This window comes from Actinomadura madurae (assembly GCF_047130825.1).
In the GTDB taxonomy this organism is placed as follows: Bacteria; Actinomycetota; Actinomycetes; order Streptosporangiales; family Streptosporangiaceae; genus Spirillospora; species Spirillospora madurae.
In genome coordinates this window covers 9566155-9585875 of record NZ_CP083237.1, presented here as the reverse complement: position 1 = coordinate 9585875, position 19721 = coordinate 9566155, and the positions used below count along the sequence as shown (strand labels likewise).

Below are 19721 nucleotides of genomic sequence, written 5' to 3'. Positions count from 1 at the left end.
TGCCGGAACGGTGGGCCACATGGTGCTCACGAGCGTTCCGCCCCCTCGGCACGTCCCGCCCGCTCCCCCGCACGCCGCCCGGCGGGGTCACCGTGCGCTGCCCTGGCTGCTGGCGGCGGGCGTGCTCGCGCAGGCGGCCGTCCGGGCCTGGCTCGCCTGGGCGCGGACGGGCCCGGCCGCGAACCCGGACGAGACCGGCTATCTGATCGCCGCCCGGTCGCTGGCCGGCGGAGCGGGCGGCGACCTGTCGGGGCACACCTTCTACCAGGCCGGATATCCGCTCCTCCTGGCACCGGCCTACTGGCTGTCGCACGAGCCGGCGACGGTCTACACGATCGTCATGGTGATCAACGCGTTCCTCGGCGCGGCGCTGTTCCCGCTCGGCTACGCGGCGGCGCGCCGGTTCGGGCTCGAGCGCCGGCCCGCGCTGCCGCTCGCGTTCGCGGCGGCGCTGCTGCCCGCCACCACGTTCTTCGGCGCGTTCGCGCTCGCGGACGCCGTGCTGCCGGCGGTCGCGCTGGCCTGGCTCCTCGCGCTCGACCGCTTCGTCCGAGATGGTCGGGGCCTCGACGCGGCCCTCGCGAGCATGCTCACGTCCTATCTGGCGACCGTGCACACTCGCGGTACAGTCCTGCTCGTCGTGCACGCGTGCGTCCTGATGGTCATGGCGCTGCGCGGGCGGTTCCGGGCGGCGCTCGCCGGTGGCGGTGTCGCGCTCGCCGGATACGCGGCGGGGGCGGCGCTGAACGCGCACGTCCGCGGCGAGCTGTATCCGGGAGGCACGCGGAGTCTCGCAAGGATCCTGGAGTCGCGGCTGATCACGGTTCCCGGTCAGGAATGGGCGCTGTCGGGGGCCGCAGGGCAGCTCTGGTACCTGGTCGTCTCCACCTGGGGCCTCGCCGGGGCGGGGCTGGTGGTCGCCGCGGCGACGCTGGTGCGGCGGCGCGCACCGGCGGCCGACCGGATCATGGCGGGCGCCCTGCTCGCGGCGACCTGCGGGGTCGCCTACGCCTCGTCGGCGGCGCTGCCGGACGAGCACCGGGTGGGCAACTTCGCCTACGGCCGGTACCTGTCCTGCCTCGCGCTGGTCTACGCCCTCGCCGGAGCGGCCGCGCTCTCGCGCGCGGGCGCCAGGACGGCGGTCCGGCCGGCGGCGGCGTCCGCGCTCCTGGCGGTGGTCACCGGGCTCTGGGTCGCCGCCTACGCGGGCGGGCGGCTCCGCACGCATTCGTTCATCGCGTTCGACTTCCCGGAGGCCACGTTCCTCGCGGGTGACCGCGGCGCGCTGCACCTGCGCGAGACGACGCTCGCCGCATGCGCCCTGCTCTGCGGGCTGGTCGCGTCGTCCAGGCTCGGCAGGCGGTACGCCGTGCCGGTGACGGCCGCCGCACTGGCCGCCGTCAACGCCGCCGCGCTGGCCTTCGCGATGGGGGTCCCGGCGCGGCGCGTCCACCCGGAGCCGCCGTTCCCCGGCCCGGAGGCGGGCGGCGTCGTCGCGGACAGGTCGCTGCACTGGGCGGTCAGGACCGCGCTCCTCCATCCGGTGTGGTGGACGCGCGTCGGCACCGTCGACATCCGGGACGGGCGTCCGCCCGCGCCGGGCGTGTGCACGGTGCTGGTGCCCCTGCCGGACGGGACGCCGCCCGCGCGGTCGTGGCCCGCGCACCCGGCGGGCTGGCGGCCGCACGCGGCGCGCTCATGGTCGATCGGCTGGGTGAGCTGGCACGCCCCCTCCTGCGGGGACGCGGATCAGTAGCGCGTCACCAGGGCGATGCGGTCGTGGTCGATCAGGAAGCCGTCCGAGACGAAGGTGACCTCGCCGCCGTACTCCAGCGTCGTCTCGATCACGTCGTCCACGGCGTCGTCGACCACGTCCGCGCCCTTGAGGACGCCGGGCATGCCCTCCACCGGGACGAGCTCGCCCTCGGTCCGCACGGCGGGCGCGTAGTAGCCGCGCTCGACGACCAGGTGCTCGCCGCGTCCCTCCTCGGCCAGGCGCGCCACCTCGCGGAGCCCGCCCGCGTAGCGCTGGATGCTGCGCGCGGCCTCCAGCTCCGACAGCACGCCGACCTCGCGGAGGTCCTCGTAGGCGGCGAGCGCCGGGCGGGCCGCCTCGGCGAGCACGCTCGGCGGGGCGCCCTCGAAGCCGCCCTCGACACGGCCGGCCACGGTGACGTGCGGTCCGGCGATCTCGTCGAAGAGCGCCTGGTGGCGGGTCACGCCGGCGACGATCAGCGGGCGGCGGTCGCGTGCGAGGACCCGCTCGACGGCGGCCACCGCGTCCCGCACCGCCTGGCGGCGGCGCTCGCCGTCACCGCCCTGGGCGGGGCGGCGCGCCAGCCGCCCGGCGCTCTCCTCGTCGATCGGCGCGGGCGCGAGCGGGAACCCGCCGCGGGTGTGCTCGGTCAGGTCCCCGCCGAGGCCGTCCCACAGCCGCGTCCGGTGGTCCGACAGGGACAGCAGCCAGTAGCGCGGCCTGCGGGTGAAGTCGGCGACGAGGTCGCGGGTCGCGAACCCGGTGTCGACGACCACCCGCTCGTCGACGGGCTGGCCGATCGTGAACGCGTGGTGCTCGCCGTTCGGGGCGGCGAACAGCACCAGCCCGTCGGAGCCGTGCCGCGGGTCGACCTCCTCCGCCGCGCGCTCCAGCCCGCGCAGCACGTGGTCGGCGGCGTCGGGCACTACCCGGGGATCGTCCCGCAGCCGGTGCCGCACCTCCGCGAGCAGGTTGCGCAGGCGGATCCGGTCCTCGCGGTTCTCCCTGGCGGACCGGTGCGTCGGCATCAGCACCGACACCGCCGGATAGGGCCTCGGCTTGCGCAGCTCGGACAGGGTGACGGCGTCCATGATCCCCCGATCGTCGGACCTGTTCGCTTATGTCTCTTTTCTAGCTACCCGCAGGTAAACCGGGCGTAAGCGCTACCCGAAGGCGCGTTCGATCACCGGGCCGAGGACGTCCATGAAGGGGGAATGGACCGTGACGTAGGAGAACCCGAACCGCTCGCGCCGCTCCCGGATCTGCTCGGCGATCTGCGCCTCGGTCCCGAGGAGGACGAACGGGGTGTCCAGGATCTCCTCCACCGGCATCTCCGGCATCCGCTCCGCGTGGATCCGCTCCGCCTCGGCGCGCCGGTCGGGAGTGACCTGGACGTGCTGGACGAGCACGTTCCACTCGACGGCGTCCGCCCGCCCGCCCGCGTGCTCGCGGACGAACCGGACCCGCTCCTCGGCCTCGGCGGCGGTGCCCAGCCGGAACGTCCCCGGCGGACGCCCCTTCACCTGGTAGGCCCCGGCGATCCCGACGATGTCGGCATGGCGGGCGGCGGCCCGCAGGACGGTGTCGCCGGTCCCGCCGACGAGCAGCGGCGGGCCCGAGCCGCCGAACCCGGCCCGCTGGACGGGCGCCAGCTCGGCCAGCCCGAAGTGCTCGGCGATCGGCCGGTGCGCCTCGTAGCCGTCGCCGCCGAACAGCCCGCCCAGCTCCGCGATCAGCTCGGTCATCCGCTCCGCGCGGGCGCCGAACGGCTCCCAGGGGAGGCCGGCCGCGTCGAACTCCCACTTCATGTGCCCGGCGCCGAGGCCGAGCTCCACCCGTCCGCCGGTGAGCCGGTCGGCGGTGGCGACCTCGCGGGCGAGCAGGTGCGCGTTCCAGAACCCGGCGTTCAGCACCAGCGTGCCGACGCGCAGCCGTTCGGTCGCGTCCGCGGCGGCGACCATCGTCGGGAACGGCGCCGGGGCGCCGAGGTGATCGGGCACGAGCGCGGTGGCGTAGCCGTAGCGCTCGGCCCGGCGGCACCGCTCGGCGAAGTCGCCGTGCGAGGCGATGTCGAAGACGTTGAACCCGAACCGGAAGTCCCTCATGGGCTCACCCTGCCAAATCAGCCGGGGGTGATGAAGCCCGTCTCGTAGGCGAAGATCACCGCCTGGGTGCGGTCGCGGGCCTGCAGCTTGGCGAGGATGTTGCCGACGTGGGTCTTCACCGTCTGCGGGCTGACGAACAGCTCCCGGGCGATCTCGGCGTTCGAGCGGCCCTTGGCCATCAGCCGCAGCACGTCCCCCTCCCGCTCGGTCAGCCGGTCGTGCCAGCGCGCGCCGCCGCCCTCGGCGCCGGGCGTCCCGTGCCGCGCCGCCAGCTCCCGGATCGCCGCCGGGAACAGCAGGCTGTCGCCGTGCGCGACCATCCGGATCGCCTGCAGGATCTCCTCCGGCCGCGTCCGCTTGAGCAGGAAGCCGTTCGCGCCCGCCTTCAGCGCGTCGTAGACGTACTCGTCGTTCTCGAACGTGGTGACGACGATGATCCGCGGCGGCTCCGGCACGGTGTCCAGGATGTGGCGGGTCGCCTGGATGCCGTCGAGCCGCGGCATCCGCACGTCCATCAGGATCACGTCCGGGCGCAGCCGCTTCACCTCGCCCGGCACCTCCGACCCGTCGGAGGCCTCGCCGACGACGGCCAGGTCGTCCTCGGCGTCGATGATGGCGGCGAGGCCCGCCCGGATCAGCCGCTCGTCGTCGACCAGCAGAACCTTGATCGTCATGTTCCGGACCTTAGCGGCAGCGAGACGCGGAATCGCCAGCGGCCGCCCTCGGCGCCGGCGGTCATCTCCCCGCGCAGCACGGTGACGCGCTCGCGGACGCCGCCGAGGCCGCGCCCGCCGCCGTGGTCGGCGCCGTCGCCGCGATGGGAGCCCAGCGGATTGCTCATCTCCACCTCCAGCCGTTCCCCGTCGGTGCCGAGCCGCAGCCGCACCGGGACCTTCCCCGCGTGCCGCAGCGCGTTGGTCAGGCCCTCCTGGACGATCCGGTACGCCTCCCGCGACACCGCCGCCGGGACGTGCTCCACCTCCGGGTCCACCTCCGCGTCCAGTGTCACCCCGGCGATCCGCGTCTGCTCCAGCAGCCGGTCGAGATCCTTCAGCGTGGCCTGCGGCGCCGGGCGGGACGGGTCGTCGCGCAGCAGCCCGAGCACGTGGTCGAGGTCCTCCAGCGCGGCGCGGGCCGACTCCTCGATCGCGCCGAGGGCCTCGCGGGCGAACGCGGGGTCGCTGTCGAGCACCCGCCCGGCCGCTCCGGCCTGCAGCGTCACCACGCTGAGCGCGTGCCCGACCGAGTCGTGCAGCTCCCTGGCCAGCCGGTTGCGCTCGGCGAGCTTGACCGCCTCGGACTCCATCGCGGCGATCCGCTCGGCGGCCGACGGCCCGAGGAACCAGGGCGCCGCCCGGGACAGCAGCGCCCCCGCCACGACGATCAGCGCGAGCAGCACCGCCATGGACGCCGTCCCGATCAGCGGCGCGGGCCACTGGTGCCAGGTGCCCTCCCAGCCCCAGGAGTCCAGGAACCGGGTGTCCCAGGCCACCGCCGGCGCCAGGATCATCACGACCGCGAACGGCGGCACCGCCAGGCTCAGCCCGCTGACGACCACGCCGGTGACCAGGTGCAGCGTGAACCACGCGGCGGCCCGGATCCGGCTCTCCCACGAGGCGGCCGACCCCGGCACGAGCGCCGCCGCGGGGCCCTTGAGCAGCTCCTTGGCGAGGGAGCTCTCCAGGAGCCGCACGGTCGGCACGAGGCCCGTGACGAACGTCGCCGCCGTCGGCAGGACGACCAGGATCAGCACGATGATGACGACGGGGTCGCGGACCCGCAGCACCGGCGCCAGGCTCATCGCGAGGAACCAGTACGGCATCAGCAGCGCGCCGCCCACGACGAGGTGGGACCAGCGCCGCCAGGTCGTCCGCTCGATCAGCGGCCGGAGGACACGGAGCACACACCGATCCTGGCAGACCGGGCGGGCCGGCCCCTCCCCCGCGGGAGGGAGCCGTGTCAGGTCTTGGGCTGCCTGCGGGGCTTGGCCCGCTCTCCGGCCGCCTCCCGGTCGCGCTCGGCGAGCTTGGCCAGGCGGGCGTTGTAGGCGGCCAGCTCGTCGTCCTCGCCGCCCCCGCCGCCCTTCGCGGCCCGGTCGGCCTTGCGGTCCAGGCGCCGGGCCTGCCGCTGGTCGTCCAGATACCACTGGATCGCCAGGACGATCAGGACGATGAACGTCGGCACCTCGCCGAACCCCCACGCGATCGCGCCGCCGGTGTGCTGGTCGTGCAGGGTCGTCGTGCCCCACGGCGGGTCGACGGAGGCGTACCAGCCGCGGGCGAGCGCCTGGCTCATGTTCATCAGCGCGATGCCGAAGAACGCGTGGAACGGCATCGTCACGAACAGCAGCAGGAGCCGCCCGGGGTAGGGCAGCTTCCTCGGCGCCGGGTCGACGCCGAGCAGCACCCAGAAGAACAGGGATCCGGAGGCCAGGAAGTGCACCATCATGGCGATGTGCCCGAGGTGGTTGCGCATCGCGGCCTCGAACAGCGGCGTGAAGTACAGCGCGAAGGTGCTCGCCACGAAGATGACGGTCGCGACCGCGGGGTGCGCGATGACCTGGAGGTACCTGCTCTTCAGCATCGCGGTCAGCCACTCGCGCGGGCCGCGGTCGCCGCGGATCCGGGCGGGCTTGAGCGCCCGCAGCGCCAGCGTGACCGGCGCGCCGACGACCAGGAAGATCGGTGTCAGCATGTTCAGCACCATGTGCTGCGCCATGTGCACGCTGAACAGGATCGGCGCGTACTTGGCGACGCCGGTCTGGGTGACGGCCACGATGGTCAGGAGCCCGAGGAACCAGGAGACGGTGCGGGCGGTGGACCAGGAGTCGCCGCGTTTGCGCAGCCGGACCACCGCGGCCAGGTACAGGCCGCCGAGGACGACGACGAGGACCGCGAAGAACAGGTCGAACTGCCACAGCGTCAGCAGCCGCGCCGGAGTGACCTCCGGGGGCATGTCGTAGCCGAGCTGCGCCTTGACCGCCGACTCCGGCTCGGCCGGCGGGGGCGGCGCGGTGCGCGCCAGGGCGACCGCGAGGCCCATGGTGGCGGCCATCACGGCCGTCTCGACCGTGGCGAACCGGCCGAACGACCACGGCCGGCCGGCGGCGAGGGCGGGCAGCGTCCGGCTCCGGTGCCACCAGCCGAACCAGCCGAGCGCCCCGAACGCGATGATCTTGCCGAGCGCGAGCCGCCCGTAGTTCGTCTCGACCAGCTCCGCCGGGTCGGGCAGCCGGGCGACGACGTTCACCAGGCCGCTGACGCCGACGGTGATGTAGCACCACAGGGCCATGCGGCTGAACCGGTCGGCCATGAGCGGCAGCCGGTCGCGGCGCAGCAGGGCGTGGACGCAGACGACGGCGAGCCCGCCGACCCACGGCGCGACCGCGGCCACGTGCAGGGCGACGCCGGTCGTCGCGACGGAGTGGTTGGCGGCCGAGGCCGAGTGCCCGGTCAGCGGCGCGGGCAGCAGCGCGATCCCGGCCATGGCGAGCAGGCCGAACGCGGCGGCGGGCGTGGTGGTGGTGCGGGCCAGCAGCGCCACGACCACGGCGAGCAGCACGACGATCATGAGGGCGGTGCCCTGCGGCAGCGAGCCGACGTAGCTGCTCAGCTCGCTGCCGGTGAGGACGCTCCCGGCCGGCTGGCCGAGGACGTCCGCGACGGTGAAGACCAGGGTGGCCGCGGCGGCGGCGGCCCATCCCGCGGCGAACCAGGACGCGGCGTTCAGGTACCCGACGGCGTCCTTCGACAGCCGCGGGGCGCCGCGCCCGCCCTCGACCGGCAGGAACGCGGCGGCGGCGAGCAGGGCGCCGACGGCCAGCGCGGACAGCAGGTCCATCGCCGTCCGGGAGGCGGGCAGCCCCCACCGGGTGAGGGCGCCCGCGTCGCCGAGGCCGGGAACGACCTTCTCGGTGACCGAGCCGCCGAGCACGAGCCCGGCCACCAGGGCGGTGGCGGACGCGGCCAGCGCGGCCCCGCCGCCCGCCCAGACGGCCCGGCTGCTCCTACTCACTTCCGGTCGTCACCTGCTGCTTCTCGCTCTCGGCCGGCGCCGGCGGCTGCTTGCGCCTGGCGCGGAACACGATGGCGACGCCGATGCCGACGCCCACGAGGAGCCCGGCGCCGATCAGGACCCACAGCACCATGCCGGAGCCGGAGTCCTCCTTCTTCTCCGCGGCCTGCTCCTGGTCGATCTTGAGCGGCTGCTCGTCGGCGGTGGCGGCGTCGCCCGTCTGCTGCTCCGCGCCGACCCCGCCCGCGGCGGGCGCCCCGGACGCCGCGGCACCGTCCCCGCCCACGCTGAACGTCAGGTCGTTCTTCTCGATCGGGTGGCCGTCCTCGCCGACGACCCGGTAGGCCACCGTGTAGGACCCGGCGGGCAGCGGGCCCGACAGCTTCTGCGTGACCGTCGTGCCGGAGCGCTCGGCGGCGCCCGCCTGGAACTCCTTCTTCGCGCCGTCGGTGACGACGACCTTCGCGAGGCGGATCTTGTCGCTGAAGACGAGCTTGACCTCGGACACGGAGGCCGCTCGCGCGCCCTTCTCGGGCGTGCTGCCGACCAGCTCCGAGTGGGCCAGCGCTGGCGGCGCCGTGAACGCGCCGAGGGCGAGCGCGAGGGCGGCGACGAGTCCGAGACGGCGCACGGGCCGCCGGGGCTTGAAGATGTTCATGGATGGCCGGGTTCTCTAGTGAGTCGAAGGGCTTCATCTACCCTACTGAGCCCGCCACCATGGCATGTTCCGGGTCGGACGATGGGGCGTTTCGGCAGAAAGGCCGCTAGCAGTCACAGCCGCAGCAGTCGCAGTCGCAGCAGCAGCCGTCGCAGTTGCAGCAGTCGCAACAGCAGTCGCAGCCGTCGCAGTTCCGGGTGCACCAGCACCGGTCGCCGCAGGACTCGCCGTGGTGGGCGCTCCACTCCGGCTGGAAGACCCCGCAGGTCACGCAGACGAGCGTCCCGGTGAAGCACGGGATCGGCCAGCCGGGACGCGGCGGCCTGGGTCCGTGCTTCGCCAGGCCCTCGGGGGCGAAGGCGCGCTCGACCGAGCGGCCCGTCTCGCGGTCCAGGAGGGCCCGGACGAGCCGCGGCCTCTCCATTTCCAGCTCGGCGAGCGCGAGCCGCAGGCCGTGCAGCGCGTCGTCGGCGTACCGGCGGGCCTCGGCGAGATCGGTGCCGGTCGCGAGGAGGGGGTTGTACGCGCCCGCCGCCTCGTCGTCCGCGAGGTCCTCGACCGCGTCGATGAGGTGCGCGAGGCGGCCGAAGAACCGGCCCGCCTCGGCGAGGGTCTCGGCGTTGCCCTCCTTGCCGGCGAAAACGGCGGTGTGCGCGAACACGGCCGCGACGGCCGTCTCGGTGGGCTCGGTCAGGTCGAGCAGCCCGAGGCCGGGCGTGGACTCCAGGGCGGGCTGCCGCGCGACGGCGTCGCGCAGCACCGAGGGGTCGAAGCCGACGGCGGCGCCGGTGCGCTCGCCCGCGGCGTCCCACCGCCCGGCCGCCCGGCCCGCCGCGGCGGCGACGAGGCGGCGGGCGTAGGGGCCGTCGCCGTCCGCCACGTGGTCGCGGGTCTTGCCGGCCGCGAGGAGCAGGGACGCCGCGGCGGCGAGCCGCGCGCCCTGCGCCCTCGCGGTGACGACCTCGGCGGTCCGCATCCCGCGCAGCGCGCACGGCCCGGCCTTGCGGCGCGGCGACAGCTCCGGCGCCTGCGCCTCCACCAGGACCGACACCAGCAGCCCGTCGTAGTTGGTGACGAGCCGCGCGGCCTGGCCGTGCTCGGCGCGCAGGGTCAGGCACAGCCCGCACAGATGGGCCATCCAGTCCTTGAACAGGGACCCGCACAGGACATGCCGACATGGCCGTACTACACCGAACACGACTTCTCCCACATCTCAGGCGCCCGCAGCTTTATTCATGGACGCGGCGGAGCCGCGACGGTTCGCCTAGACCCCCACGCAGGTGAGCGCGCGGCGGTAGGCGGCCATGCGGGGCTCCTCCGCGGTCCCCGCCTCGGCCAGCACCTCGGCCAGGTCGAACCACGCCTGCGCGGCCTCCCGCGAGGACTCCATCTCCTCCAGGCAGGTCGCGGCCCGGGTGAGCGCCTCGACGGCCCGGTCGCGGCGGCCGAGCCGCACCGACGCCTCGCCGAGCACCGTCAGCGCCCCGGCGGTCGCCCGGCGCGGGGCGTCCCCGAGCAGGTCGATGGCCTCCTCGGCGAGCGCCACCGCCTCGCCGGGGCGGCCGAGCGCGGTCTCGGCGCGGGCCAGCTCCGTCAGGCACCAGGCGACGTCGATCTCCCCCGACGAGCTGGCGCTGATCTCGCCGCGCACCCGGGTGAGCAGCTCGCGGGCGTGGGCGGCCTGGTCGGGCCGGGCCCGCAGCAGGAGCCCGGCGTAGATGACGCGGAGCCGGTTGAGGTTGCGCGGGTCCTCGCCGTCGCCCGCGAGCATCAGCGCGCGCTCGGCGAGCGCGACGCCATCCTCGTACTCGCCGCGGATCTCCGCGACGTAGGCGGCCTCCCAGTAGGCGACCATGCGGGCGCGGGGGCTGCCGATCCGCTCGGCCCGCTCGACGAGCTGGCCGGCGAGCTGGCGGGCCCGGACGAGGTCGCCGCGCTCGATGAACGCCGACAGCAGCGCCGCGCCGAGGTGCACGGCGGCGTCGGTGGAGTCCGCGCCGGTCGCGATGAGGTGCCGCAGCGCGCTCTCGGCGGCCTCCACGCCGGCGCTGATGTCGCCGCGCTCGCGCAGGCAGCGGCTCAGCGCGACGTGCACCTTCGCCCAGTGGTCGAGGTCGGCCTCGGCGGAGGCCTCCCGGGTCAGCGCCGTGAGCCCGGCGATGGCCTCCTCCAGCTCGCCGGCGGCCTCCAGCGCGAGGGCGTGCCCCCAGCGGGCCTGGTGCAGCATGTCCGGCAGCGCCACCGCGTCCGCGCTGGCGAGCACCTCGGCGAACCGGGCCCGCGCCTCGGCCGCGGCGCCGTTGCTGAGCGCGATCTCGGCGTAGTCGAGGGTGACGCGCAGCTCGTCGACGACGTCCTCGCTGACGCCGCTGACGAGATAGGTCGCCGAGCAGTTCAGCTTCGCCGCGAGCAGCTCCACCACGCTCGGGGCCGGCACCCGCTTGTCGCTCTCGATGAGCGAGATGTAGCTGTCGGACAGCTCGGGGAAGGCGAGCTGGGCCTGGCTCACGCCCTGCCGGATGCGCAGGGCGCGAATGCGCTGCCCCAGTGTCTCCCGATCCATCGTGTGACCACCGCCTACCAGGTGCTCGCCGGCCGCGTCGCGCGCAGGGCGAGGAAGAAGTCGACTCGATCCTCCAGTGTGCCGAGGTCCCGCCCGGTCAGGTCCTCGATTCGCCGGATTCGGTACCGAAGCGTGTTCACATGGACGTGCAGCCGTGTCGCGCTGCGGCTCCAGGAACCCGAGCAGGACAGGAAGACCTCCAGCGTGTGCACGAGGTCGGCCTGCCTGGTGCTGTCGTACTCCTCCAGCGGGCCGAGCATCCGGGCGCGGAAGGACGAGCGCGTCCGCTCCGGCACTGAGGCCAGCAGCCGCGCGTAGGAGTCCAGGCACGCCGCCTCGGAGGAGTCTCGCATTCGCACCAGGGCAGGCTATAGCGGACGCGCTCCCCCGTCACGCTGCGGAGACCGGGACTCACGTCGCGACACCGCCCGCGGAGCGGGACCGGTTCACCACCGCCGCGAACCGGGCAGCTACCCTGTGCTCGCCCTGATCACGCTGCGGAAATCGGAGCCCCCGTCATGTCCGATACGACTGCCGCCGACACCGCGGACCCGCCGCCGGCGGGCGGGCGCGGGCCGCTGGAGCGGCTGTTCGACCTCACCGGGCGCGGCACGACCGTGCCGCGCGAGCTGCGCGGCGGCGTGACCACGTTCTTCGCGATGGCCTACATCATCCTGCTGAACCCGATCATCCTCGGCGGGGCCAAGGACGTCACCGGGGCGGCGCTGTCGATCCCGCAGCTGACCACGATGACGGCGCTGTCCGCCGCGGTCGCCACGGTGATCATGGGGCTGGTCGGGAACGCGCCGCTCGCCCTCGCCGCCGGGCTCGGCATCAACGCGGTCGTGGCGTTCCAGGCCGCGCCGGTGATGACCTGGCCGCAGGCGATGGGCCTGGTGGTGATCGAGGGCGCGGTGATCGTGCTGCTGGCGCTCACCGGGGTCCGCGAGCGGATCATGAACTCGATCCCGCTGGCGCTCAAGCACGCGATCGCGGTCGGCATCGGCGCGTTCATCGCGCTGGTCGGCCTCTACGACGCGGGGTTCGTCACCTCCAGCGCGACGAGCCCGCCGCTGTCGCTCGGCACCGGCGGCCGGCTGGAGACGCTGCCGTCGCTGGTGTTCGCGCTCACCCTGCTGCTGATGATCGTGCTCTACGTGCGGCGGGTGCCCGGCGCGATCCTGATCAGCATCATCGCCGGGACGGCCGGGGCCGTGGCGATCCAGGAGAACGCGACCGTCAAGGAGGGCGGCTGGGGCGTGGTCACCCCGAACATGCCCGACAAGCTCTTCGCCGTCCCCGACTTCGGGCTGTTCGGGGAGATCGACCTGTTCGGCGGATTCGGCCGGGCCGGGGTCATCACCGCGCTCGTCGTGCTGTTCACGCTGGTCCTGTCCGGGTTCTTCGACGCGATGGGCACGATCCTCGGCATCAGCGACGAGGCGGGCCTGGTGAGCGAGAAGGGCGAGGTCCCGCGGCTCGGCCGGATCCTGTCGGTGGACGGCCTGTCCGCCGCGTTCGGCGGCGTCACCAGTTCCTCGGCCAACACGGTGTTCGTCGAGTCGGCGGCCGGCGTCGGCGAGGGGGCCAGGACCGGTCTGGCCAACCTCGCCACCGGCGCGCTGTTCGCGGTCACGCTGTTCCTCACCCCGCTCGCCGCGACCGTCCCCGCGCAGGCCGCCGCGCCGGCCCTGGTGGTGGTCGGCGCGCTGATGATGACGCAGGTCGCCAAGGTGGACTGGAACGACCTCGACCTGACGATCCCGGCGTTCCTCACCATCGTGCTGATGCCGTTCACCTTCTCGATCACGACCGGGATCGGCGGCGGCATGGTCGCCTACGCGCTGATCAAGCTCGCCCGGGGCCGGTGGCGCGAGGTCTCGGTCTGGCTGTGGCCGGTCGTGGCGCTGTTCCTGGTCTTCTTCGCGCTCCATCCCGTCGAGCAGTGGCTGAACGTGCGGTGACCGTCGCGTGACGCGACTTCCCCGCCCATTTGAAACTCTGGGACGCGGTTGCGGGTGTCAAATAGTGCCGTCATGGCGTAAGCAGAAGGTAGGGCCTTACCCCCCGGCGTGAAAGGCGTGGCTGTGGTGTCCCCGGACTCTCCCTCCCGCCCGTCGCCGCACGGTCACGTCCTGCTGGCACCTGACAGGTTCCCGGGAGGGCTGACCGCGGCGCGGGCCGCCCGGCATCTCGCCGCCGGGCTGCGGCGCGCGCGTCCCGGCGTCCCGCTGGTGGAGCTGCCCGTGGCCGACGGCGGCGACGGCACCGTCGAGGCCGCGGTGGCGGCCGGATGGCGGCGGGTCGAGGTGGAGGTGTGCGGGCCGACGGGGCGCCCGGTCACCGCGCGGCTCGCGGTGAACGGCCGCAGCGCGGTGGTCGAGCTGGCGGAGGCGTCCGGGCTGCGCCGGCTGCCGGGCGGCGAGCCGCGGCCGCTCGTGGCCTCCAGCATCGGGACGGGGCAGCTGGTCGCGCACGCCGTCCGGCTCGGCGCCCGCCGGATCGTCCTCGGCCTCGGCGGCGGCGCCTGCACCGACGGCGGCGCGGGCCTCGTCCAGGGGCTCGGCGGCCGGCTGCTGGACGCGCTCGGCAAGGACCTGCCGCCCGGCGGGGCGGCGCTGCGCTCGCTGCACGCGCTCGACCTGCGCGGCCTGCCCGACATGTCGGGCATCGAGGTGGTGGTGGCGGGCGACTCGGCGGGGCCGCTGCTCGGCCGCACCGGCGCCGCCGCGGTCGACGGGCCGCGCCGCGGCGCGACCCGCGACGAGGTGCGGCTGCTGGACGCGGGCCTGCGCCGCTGGGCCGACCTGGCGGAGGCGGCGGCCCGCAGGGCGGCCCGCGACCTGCCCGGCGCCGGGACCTCGGGCGGCGTCGCCTTCGCCGCGCTCACCTTCCTCGGCGCGACGATCGAGCCGGGCCCGTCCCTGATGCTGGACCTGCTCGGGTTCGCCGGGAAGGCGCGCGGCGCGCGGCTGGTGGTCACCGGCGAGGGCGTCCTGGACACCCGGTCGCTGCGCGGCAGCGCGCCGATCGGGGTGGCCCGCGCCGCCGCCCGCGCGGGCGCGCCCGTCGTCGCGGTGGCCGGCCGCCGCGGCCTCACCGGCGAGCAGCTGCGCAAGGCCCGCATCCAGGCGGCGTACGCGCTGGCCGACATCGAACCGGACGAGGAGCGCCGCGTCCGCCGGGCCGGCCCGCTGCTGGAGCAGCTGACGGTGGCGATCGCCGACGAGTGGCTGCCGCCCGCGCGCCCGTGAATCGGAGCGCTCCAACGAATATTCGCCACTTTCGTGGCGACCGTGTGGTCAGCCCTTTACGATCGACGGGAGCGGCAGGTCATCGGGAACTCAACAGCGGCGCTAGGCGGGCACGGCATGGCGGAAGAGCAGTACGACTGGGCGTCCCTCGGGATCGACGTCACCAAGCCGAGCATCGCTCGGACCTACGACGTGGTGCTGCGGGGCAAGGACAACTTCGAGGTCGACCGCGCCTTCGTCGCCGAGATCGTCAAGATCATTCCGGAGATCTACGACGTGGCCACCTACAACCGGGAGATCCTCGGCCGCGGCGTGCGCTACCTGGCGGCCGAGGCCGGCCTGCGCCAGTACCTCGACCTCGGCTCCGGGCTGCCGACCGTGCAGAACACCCACCAGGTCGCGCAGAGCGTCTCGCCCGGCTCGCGGGTGGTGTACGTCGACAACGACCCGATCGTGCTCGCGCACGGGCGGGCGCTGCTGGCCGAGAACGCGAGCACCACGGTCGTCACCGCCGACATCCGCGAGCCGGAGAAGATCCTCGCCCACGAGGAGGTGCGCCGGCTGATCGACTTCGGCGAGCCCGTCGCGGTGATGCTCGTCGGCATCCTGCACCACCTGCACGACGACGAGGGGCCGCAGCAGATCGTGGAGACGCTGATGGAGGCCGTCCCGTCCGGCAGCCACCTGTTCGTCACGGCCTTCTGCCGGTCCAGCCAGGAGGCGGCGGACGCCGAGGTGCAGTACCAGGGCCTGCTCGGCACCGGCCGGTTCCGCACCCCCGAGGAGATCACCCGCTACTTCGACGGCCTGGAGCTCCTGGAGCCCGGCCTCGTCCCGCTGCCGCTGTGGCGGCCCGAGGAGGACGTCCCGGACGAGCTGACCGTCGGCCAGCGCCTCATGTACGGGGGCATCGCCCGCAAGCCCTGACGACCGCGGCCCGCCGCCGGGAGCGCTTTACACGGTGTCATCGGAACAGCCGATGCCCTGACACCCTGCACATGGCCGGAGGGTTCGTCCGCCCCGCACGCTGGAGGTACAGGTCCTGGTCAGCGTCGGCGGAGGAGCTTGCGGTGAAGATCGGCGTCCCGCGAGAGATCAAGAACCACGAGTACCGGGTGGCGATCACCCCGGCGGGCGCGCACGAGCTCACCCGGCACGGCCACGAGGTGTTCGTCGAGCGCGGCGCCGGGCTCGGCTCGGCGATCCCCGACGACGACTACGCCGCCGCGGGCGCCAAGATCCTGGACGGCGCGGACGGCGTCTGGGCCGAGGGCGAGCTGATCCTCAAGGTGAAGGAGCCGGTCGCGCCGGAGTACCACCGGATGCGCGACGGCCAGATCCTGTTCACCTACCTGCACCTCGCCGCGTCCCGGGCGTGCACCGACGCGCTCCTGGCGGCCGGCGTCACCGCGATCGCCTACGAGACCGTCCAGCTCGCCGACGGCTCGCTGCCGCTGCTCGCGCCGATGTCGGAGGTCGCCGGGCGCCTCGCCGCGCAGGTCGGCGCGTACAACCTGATGTCCTTCACCGGCGGGCGGGGCGTCCTGCCGGGCGGGGTGCCCGGCGTCGCGCCGGCGAAGGTCGTCGTCATCGGCGGCGGCGTGTCCGGTCTCAACGCCGCCCAGATCGCCGCCGGCATGGGCGCGGACGTGACCGTCCTCGACGTGGACGTCGACCGCCTCCGCCACATCGACGCCATCTACCAGGGCCGCCTGCGGACGCTGGTGTCCAGCGCGTACACGGTCGAGCAGGAGGTCCGCGCCGCCGACCTCGTCATCGGGGCCGTGCTGATCCCGGGCGCCCGCGCGCCCAAGCTGGTGTCCAACGACCTGGTCGCCCGCATGAAGGCGGGCTCGGTCCTGGTGGACATCGCGATCGACCAGGGCGGCTGCTTCGAGGACTCCCGCCCCACCACGCACGACGACCCCACCTACAAGGTGCACGGCTCGACGTTCTACTGCGTGGCCAACATGCCGGGCTCCGTCCCGAACACCTCCACCTACGCGCTGACCGGCGTCACGCTCCCGTACGCCGTCCAGATCGCCGACCGGGGCTGGCGCGCCGCCCTGCGCGCCGACGCCGCGCTCGCCCGCGGCCTCAACACCCACGCCGGCGCGCTCGTCTACGACCACGTCGCCGAGGCCCACGGCCTGCCCCACACCTCTCTCGCGTCGGTCCTGGACTGATCCGCCCCCCTAGAGTTGCCTCGTGGGCGAACTGGTGCTGGTGCGTCATGGGGAGACCGAGTGGAGCCGGGAGCGCCGGCACACCGGGCGGACGGATCTTCCGCTGACCGAGCGGGGCGAGGAGCAGGCGCGGTCGCTGCGCGAGGCGCTCGCCGGGCGGCGGTTCGCCCTGGCGCTGGCCAGCCCGGCGGAGCGGGCCCGGCGGACCGCGGAGCTGGCGGGGCTGCGGGTGGACGGGACCGACCCCGACCTGTGGGAGTGGGACTACGGCGGCTACGAGGGGATCACCTCGGCCGCGATCCGCGAGGAGCGTCCCGGCTGGTTCCTGTGGGACGACGGGGTGGTCCCGGGCGACGCCGGGCATCCGGGCGAGACCGTCGAGCAGGTCGGCGGGCGGGCGGACGCGGTCCTCGCGCGGGTGCGGGCGGCGCTCGCGGACGGCGACGTGGCGCTCGTCGCGCACGGCCACCTCCTGCGCGTCCTGACGGCGCGGTGGCTCGGCCTGGAGCCCGCGCGGGGCCGGCTGTTCGCGCTCGGCACCGGGACCGTGTCGGCGCTCGGCACCGAGCACGGCAGACCGGTGATCAGCGCCTGGAACGTCCCGGTTCGGTAACCACGGCCAGCGCATAGGGTACCTGGTGGGGATGTCCCCCAGGGGTACCCGGGCGAGCGCCCCGGAAGGATTGCGAGGTTGGAGATGACGGCCAGCGAGGCCCCCGTCCGGGGGTACACCGCCACCAAGGACCAGCTGCAGACCCGGCTGGCGCGGATCGAGGGCCAGGTGCGCGGCATCGGCCGGATGGTCGAGGAGGACCGCTACTGCATCGACATCCTCACGCAGATCAGCGCGGTCCAGGCGGCGCTGGACAAGGTGGCGCTCGGCCTGCTGGACGGGCATGTGCGGCACTGCGTGGCCGAGGGCGCCGAGGAGGGCAAGGGCGAGGCGATGTCCACCGAGCTGATGGCGGCCGTCGGGCGGCTCATGCGGCGCGGCTGACTCACCCGCCGGGGCAGCCCTCGCCGTCCGGCGCGGGCGCGCTCGTGCGCTCGATGGTCTCGACCAGGACGCGCCAGCCGTGCAGGAACTGCGCCCGCTCGTCCGGCGTGAGCGCCTCCAGCGCCATGCGGAACGGCCGCAGCCGGCGCCAGGTGAACCGCTCGACCATCTCGCGGTGCCGCTCGCCGAGGCTGACGATCATGCGCCGGCGGTCCCGCTCGTCCGGGCGGCGCTCCACGAAGCCGGCGCGCTCCAGCTCGCCGACCAGCTGGCTGACCGTGGCGGGGCTGAGCGCCATCCGCCGGGCCAGGACGCCCACGGCCATGGGGCCATGCAGGACGAGCTGGATCAGCGCGGGCACGTGCCGGGGTCCGAGGCCGGCGGCGCGCACCCGGTCGACGAGCTCCTCCGCGCCGTCGTGCCCGCCCTTGATCCCGCGCATCATCCTGGCCGTGAGCTGGACCATCGTCTCCAGGTCCGCGTCCACCGCCGCGGCGGCGGCAGATCGATTCTCGGACATACCTTGAAGTTCAACATATTCCGTGATGCACTGCAAAATGTTGAACTTCAAGGCGTTTCACGTCTTGATCGACGGGGAGACGGGGCGCGGAGCAGGCGAGGGGACCGACCATGGCCGAGAGCCCGATCACCAAGGCGGCACCGCCGGACGACACCGCCGGAAGCGAGCGCCTGGACCGCCGGACGATCCTGCTCGGCCTGGTGATCGTGTCGGGGACCGTGATGGCGATCCTCGACACCACGATCGTCAACGTCGCGCTGGAGACGCTCGGGCGCGACTTCTCCACCGGGCTGTCGACGATCCAGTGGGTCATCACCGGCTACATGCTGGCGATGGGCACCGTCATCCCGCTGACCGGCTGGGCCATCGACCGGTTCGGCGGGCGCCGCGTGTGGATGACCTCGATCGTGCTGTTCGTCCTCGGGTCGGTGCTGTCCGGCGCCGCCTGGAACATCGAGTCACTGATCGTCTTCCGGGTCGTGCAGGGCCTCGGCGGCGGCATGCTGATGCCGACCGGCATGGCCATCCTGACGATGGCGGCGGGACCGCGGCGGATGGGCCGCGTCATGAGCATCGTCGGCGTCCCGATGCTGCTCGGCCCCGTCCTCGGCCCGGTGCTCGGCGGCTGGCTCGTGGAGGACGTCGACTGGCGCTGGATCTTCCTCGTCAACCTGCCGGTCGGGGCGATGGCCCTGGCGCTGGCCTGGTGGAACGTCCCGCGCCACCGCGGCGAGCACGCCGCGCCGGGGCTCGACTGGCGCGGGCTGGTCCTGCTGCCGCCCGGATTCGTCCTGCTGATCTACGGCCTGTCCACCGCGAGCGGCAACGGTGGGTTCGGGGAACCGTCCACCATCGCCTGGCTCGCGGGCGGCGCCGTCCTGGTCGGCCTGTTCGCGCTGCACAGCCTGCGGCTCCGCGAGCGCTCCCTGATCGACGTGCGGCTGTTCACCGACCGGACCTTCGCGGCCGCCGCCGTCGGGGTGTTCTTCGTCGGCCTCGCGCTGATGGGCTCGATGCTGCTGATCCCGCTGTACTTCCAGATCGGCCGCGGCGAGGGCGCGTTCGCGGCCGGGCTCCTGCTGGCGCCGCAGGGGCTCGGGGCCGCGACCGCGATGCCGCTCGCCGGAATGATCACCGACAAGCTGGGCGCCGGGCGCGTCGTCCCGGTCGGCGTCGTCCTCCTGGTGGCCGGGACCGTCCCGTTCGCCCTGGTGGGGGCGGACACGTCCTACTGGCTGCTCGCCGCCGCCCTCTTCGTGCGGGGCCTCGGCCTCGGCTGCACGATGATGCCGACCATGTCGGCGGCGCTCACGACGCTGAGCCGGGCCGTGGTCCCGCGGGCCAGCAGCACCCTGAACATCATCGTCCAGCTCGGCGGATCGGTCGGCACGGCGCTGCTCGCCGTCATCCTGGCCCGCCAGATCGGCGACCGGGTCCCGGGGGCCGGAGCCGGCGGGGACGGCGCCGCCGCGGGCATGGGCGAGATCCCCGAGCGGGTCCGCGAGCAGGTCGCGCCGAACCTGGCGGACGCGTTCGGCCACACGTTCTGGGTCGCGCTGATCCTCACCGCGGTGCTGATCCTCCCGGCGCTGCTGCTGCCGCGGCACGGGGCCCACGAGAGGGACCACGTGGGGGACACGGTGCCGGACGCTCCCCCGCCGGCCTGAC

17 protein-coding genes and 1 pseudogene are annotated in these 19721 nt (G+C 74.3%); 8 read left to right on the top strand and 10 right to left on the bottom strand.

Annotated features, from left to right (window positions below; genetic code table 11):
• The first annotated feature begins 19 nt into the window (after positions 1-19).
• A complete protein-coding gene (locus K8Z49_RS44920; RefSeq protein ID WP_075019789.1) occupies positions 20-1756 on the top strand; it encodes a hypothetical protein in 1737 nt (578 codons plus the stop codon).
• Here the strand turns inward: K8Z49_RS44920 and K8Z49_RS44915 are convergent.
• From K8Z49_RS44915 to K8Z49_RS44875, 9 genes and pseudogenes are all read right to left on the bottom strand, one after another.
• Positions 1750-2847: a hypothetical protein gene (locus tag K8Z49_RS44915; RefSeq protein ID WP_412516987.1), complete on the bottom strand. Its 1098-nt coding sequence runs from the start codon at positions 2845-2847 to the stop codon at positions 1750-1752. The genes K8Z49_RS44920 and K8Z49_RS44915 overlap by 7 nt on opposite strands.
• Positions 2848-2919: 72 nt before the next feature.
• Positions 2920-3861, bottom strand: coding sequence for a TIGR03621 family F420-dependent LLM class oxidoreductase (locus tag K8Z49_RS44910; protein WP_021599123.1), 942 nt, complete (start codon positions 3859-3861; stop codon positions 2920-2922).
• A 17-nt stretch (positions 3862-3878) separates the two neighbouring features.
• Positions 3879-4535: a response regulator gene (locus tag K8Z49_RS44905; protein ID WP_021599124.1), complete on the bottom strand. Its 657-nt coding sequence runs from the start codon at positions 4533-4535 to the stop codon at positions 3879-3881.
• Complete coding sequence (locus K8Z49_RS44900) at positions 4532-5764, bottom strand: sensor histidine kinase (protein ID WP_412516986.1); 1233 nt, start codon at positions 5762-5764, stop codon at positions 4532-4534. Before K8Z49_RS44900 ends, K8Z49_RS44905 begins: the two co-directional genes overlap by 4 nt.
• 56 nt (positions 5765-5820) lie before the next feature.
• Entirely contained in the window at positions 5821-7875 is a 2055-nt protein-coding gene (locus K8Z49_RS44895) for a cytochrome c oxidase assembly protein (RefSeq protein WP_412516985.1), read from the bottom strand.
• Positions 7868-8533 (bottom strand): copper resistance CopC family protein, encoded by a 666-nt coding sequence (locus K8Z49_RS44890; protein WP_021599127.1) that lies wholly within the window; start codon positions 8531-8533, stop codon positions 7868-7870. Before K8Z49_RS44890 ends, K8Z49_RS44895 begins: the two co-directional genes overlap by 8 nt.
• 106 nt (positions 8534-8639) lie before the next feature.
• Positions 8640-9731: a DUF5685 family protein gene (locus tag K8Z49_RS44885; protein WP_412516984.1), complete on the bottom strand. Its 1092-nt coding sequence runs from the start codon at positions 9729-9731 to the stop codon at positions 8640-8642.
• 66 nt (positions 9732-9797) lie between these two features.
• Positions 9798-11096, bottom strand: a complete 1299-nt coding sequence (locus K8Z49_RS44880) for a helix-turn-helix domain-containing protein (protein WP_024936096.1) — start codon at positions 11094-11096, stop codon at positions 9798-9800.
• 14 nt (positions 11097-11110) lie between these two features.
• A pseudogene (locus K8Z49_RS44875) lies at positions 11111-11422 on the bottom strand (PucR family transcriptional regulator); the annotation flags it as partial.
• Between the two features lie 192 nt (positions 11423-11614).
• Between K8Z49_RS44875 and K8Z49_RS44870 the strand changes: the two are divergent.
• The 6 genes from K8Z49_RS44870 (at position 11615) to K8Z49_RS44845 (ending at position 17533) form a co-directional block, all read left to right on the top strand.
• Positions 11615-13060, top strand: coding sequence for an NCS2 family permease (locus K8Z49_RS44870; RefSeq protein ID WP_021599999.1), 1446 nt, complete (start codon positions 11615-11617; stop codon positions 13058-13060).
• Positions 13061-13186: 126 nt separating this feature from the next.
• Complete coding sequence (locus tag K8Z49_RS44865) at positions 13187-14350, top strand: glycerate kinase (protein ID WP_052357832.1); 1164 nt, start codon at positions 13187-13189, stop codon at positions 14348-14350.
• Positions 14351-14467: 117 nt separating this feature from the next.
• Positions 14468-15277 carry an SAM-dependent methyltransferase gene (locus K8Z49_RS44860; protein ID WP_021598694.1) on the top strand — a complete coding sequence of 270 codons (810 nt, stop codon included), beginning with the start codon at positions 14468-14470 and terminating at the stop codon, positions 15275-15277.
• A 143-nt stretch (positions 15278-15420) separates the two neighbouring features.
• Positions 15421-16536 carry an alanine dehydrogenase gene (gene ald, locus K8Z49_RS44855; protein ID WP_021598693.1) on the top strand — a complete coding sequence of 372 codons (1116 nt, stop codon included), beginning with the start codon at positions 15421-15423 and terminating at the stop codon, positions 16534-16536.
• A 22-nt stretch (positions 16537-16558) separates the two neighbouring features.
• A complete protein-coding gene (locus K8Z49_RS44850; protein WP_021598692.1) occupies positions 16559-17149 on the top strand; it encodes a histidine phosphatase family protein in 591 nt (196 codons plus the stop codon).
• Positions 17150-17233: 84 nt separating this feature from the next.
• Positions 17234-17533, top strand: coding sequence for a metal-sensitive transcriptional regulator (locus K8Z49_RS44845; RefSeq protein ID WP_024936094.1), 300 nt, complete (start codon positions 17234-17236; stop codon positions 17531-17533).
• 1 nt (position 17534) lies between these two features.
• Here the strand turns inward: K8Z49_RS44845 and K8Z49_RS44840 are convergent, their stop codons facing one another.
• The gene (locus K8Z49_RS44840; protein ID WP_412516983.1) at positions 17535-18053 is read right to left on the bottom strand and encodes a MarR family winged helix-turn-helix transcriptional regulator; all 519 of its coding nucleotides are present in this window, start codon (positions 18051-18053) and stop codon (positions 17535-17537) included.
• A 110-nt stretch (positions 18054-18163) separates the two neighbouring features.
• Between K8Z49_RS44840 and K8Z49_RS44835 the strand changes: the two genes are divergently transcribed.
• The gene (locus tag K8Z49_RS44835) at positions 18164-19720 is read left to right on the top strand and encodes a DHA2 family efflux MFS transporter permease subunit (RefSeq protein ID WP_412516982.1); all 1557 of its coding nucleotides are present in this window, start codon (positions 18164-18166) and stop codon (positions 19718-19720) included.
• Position 19721: the final 1 nt, after the last annotated feature.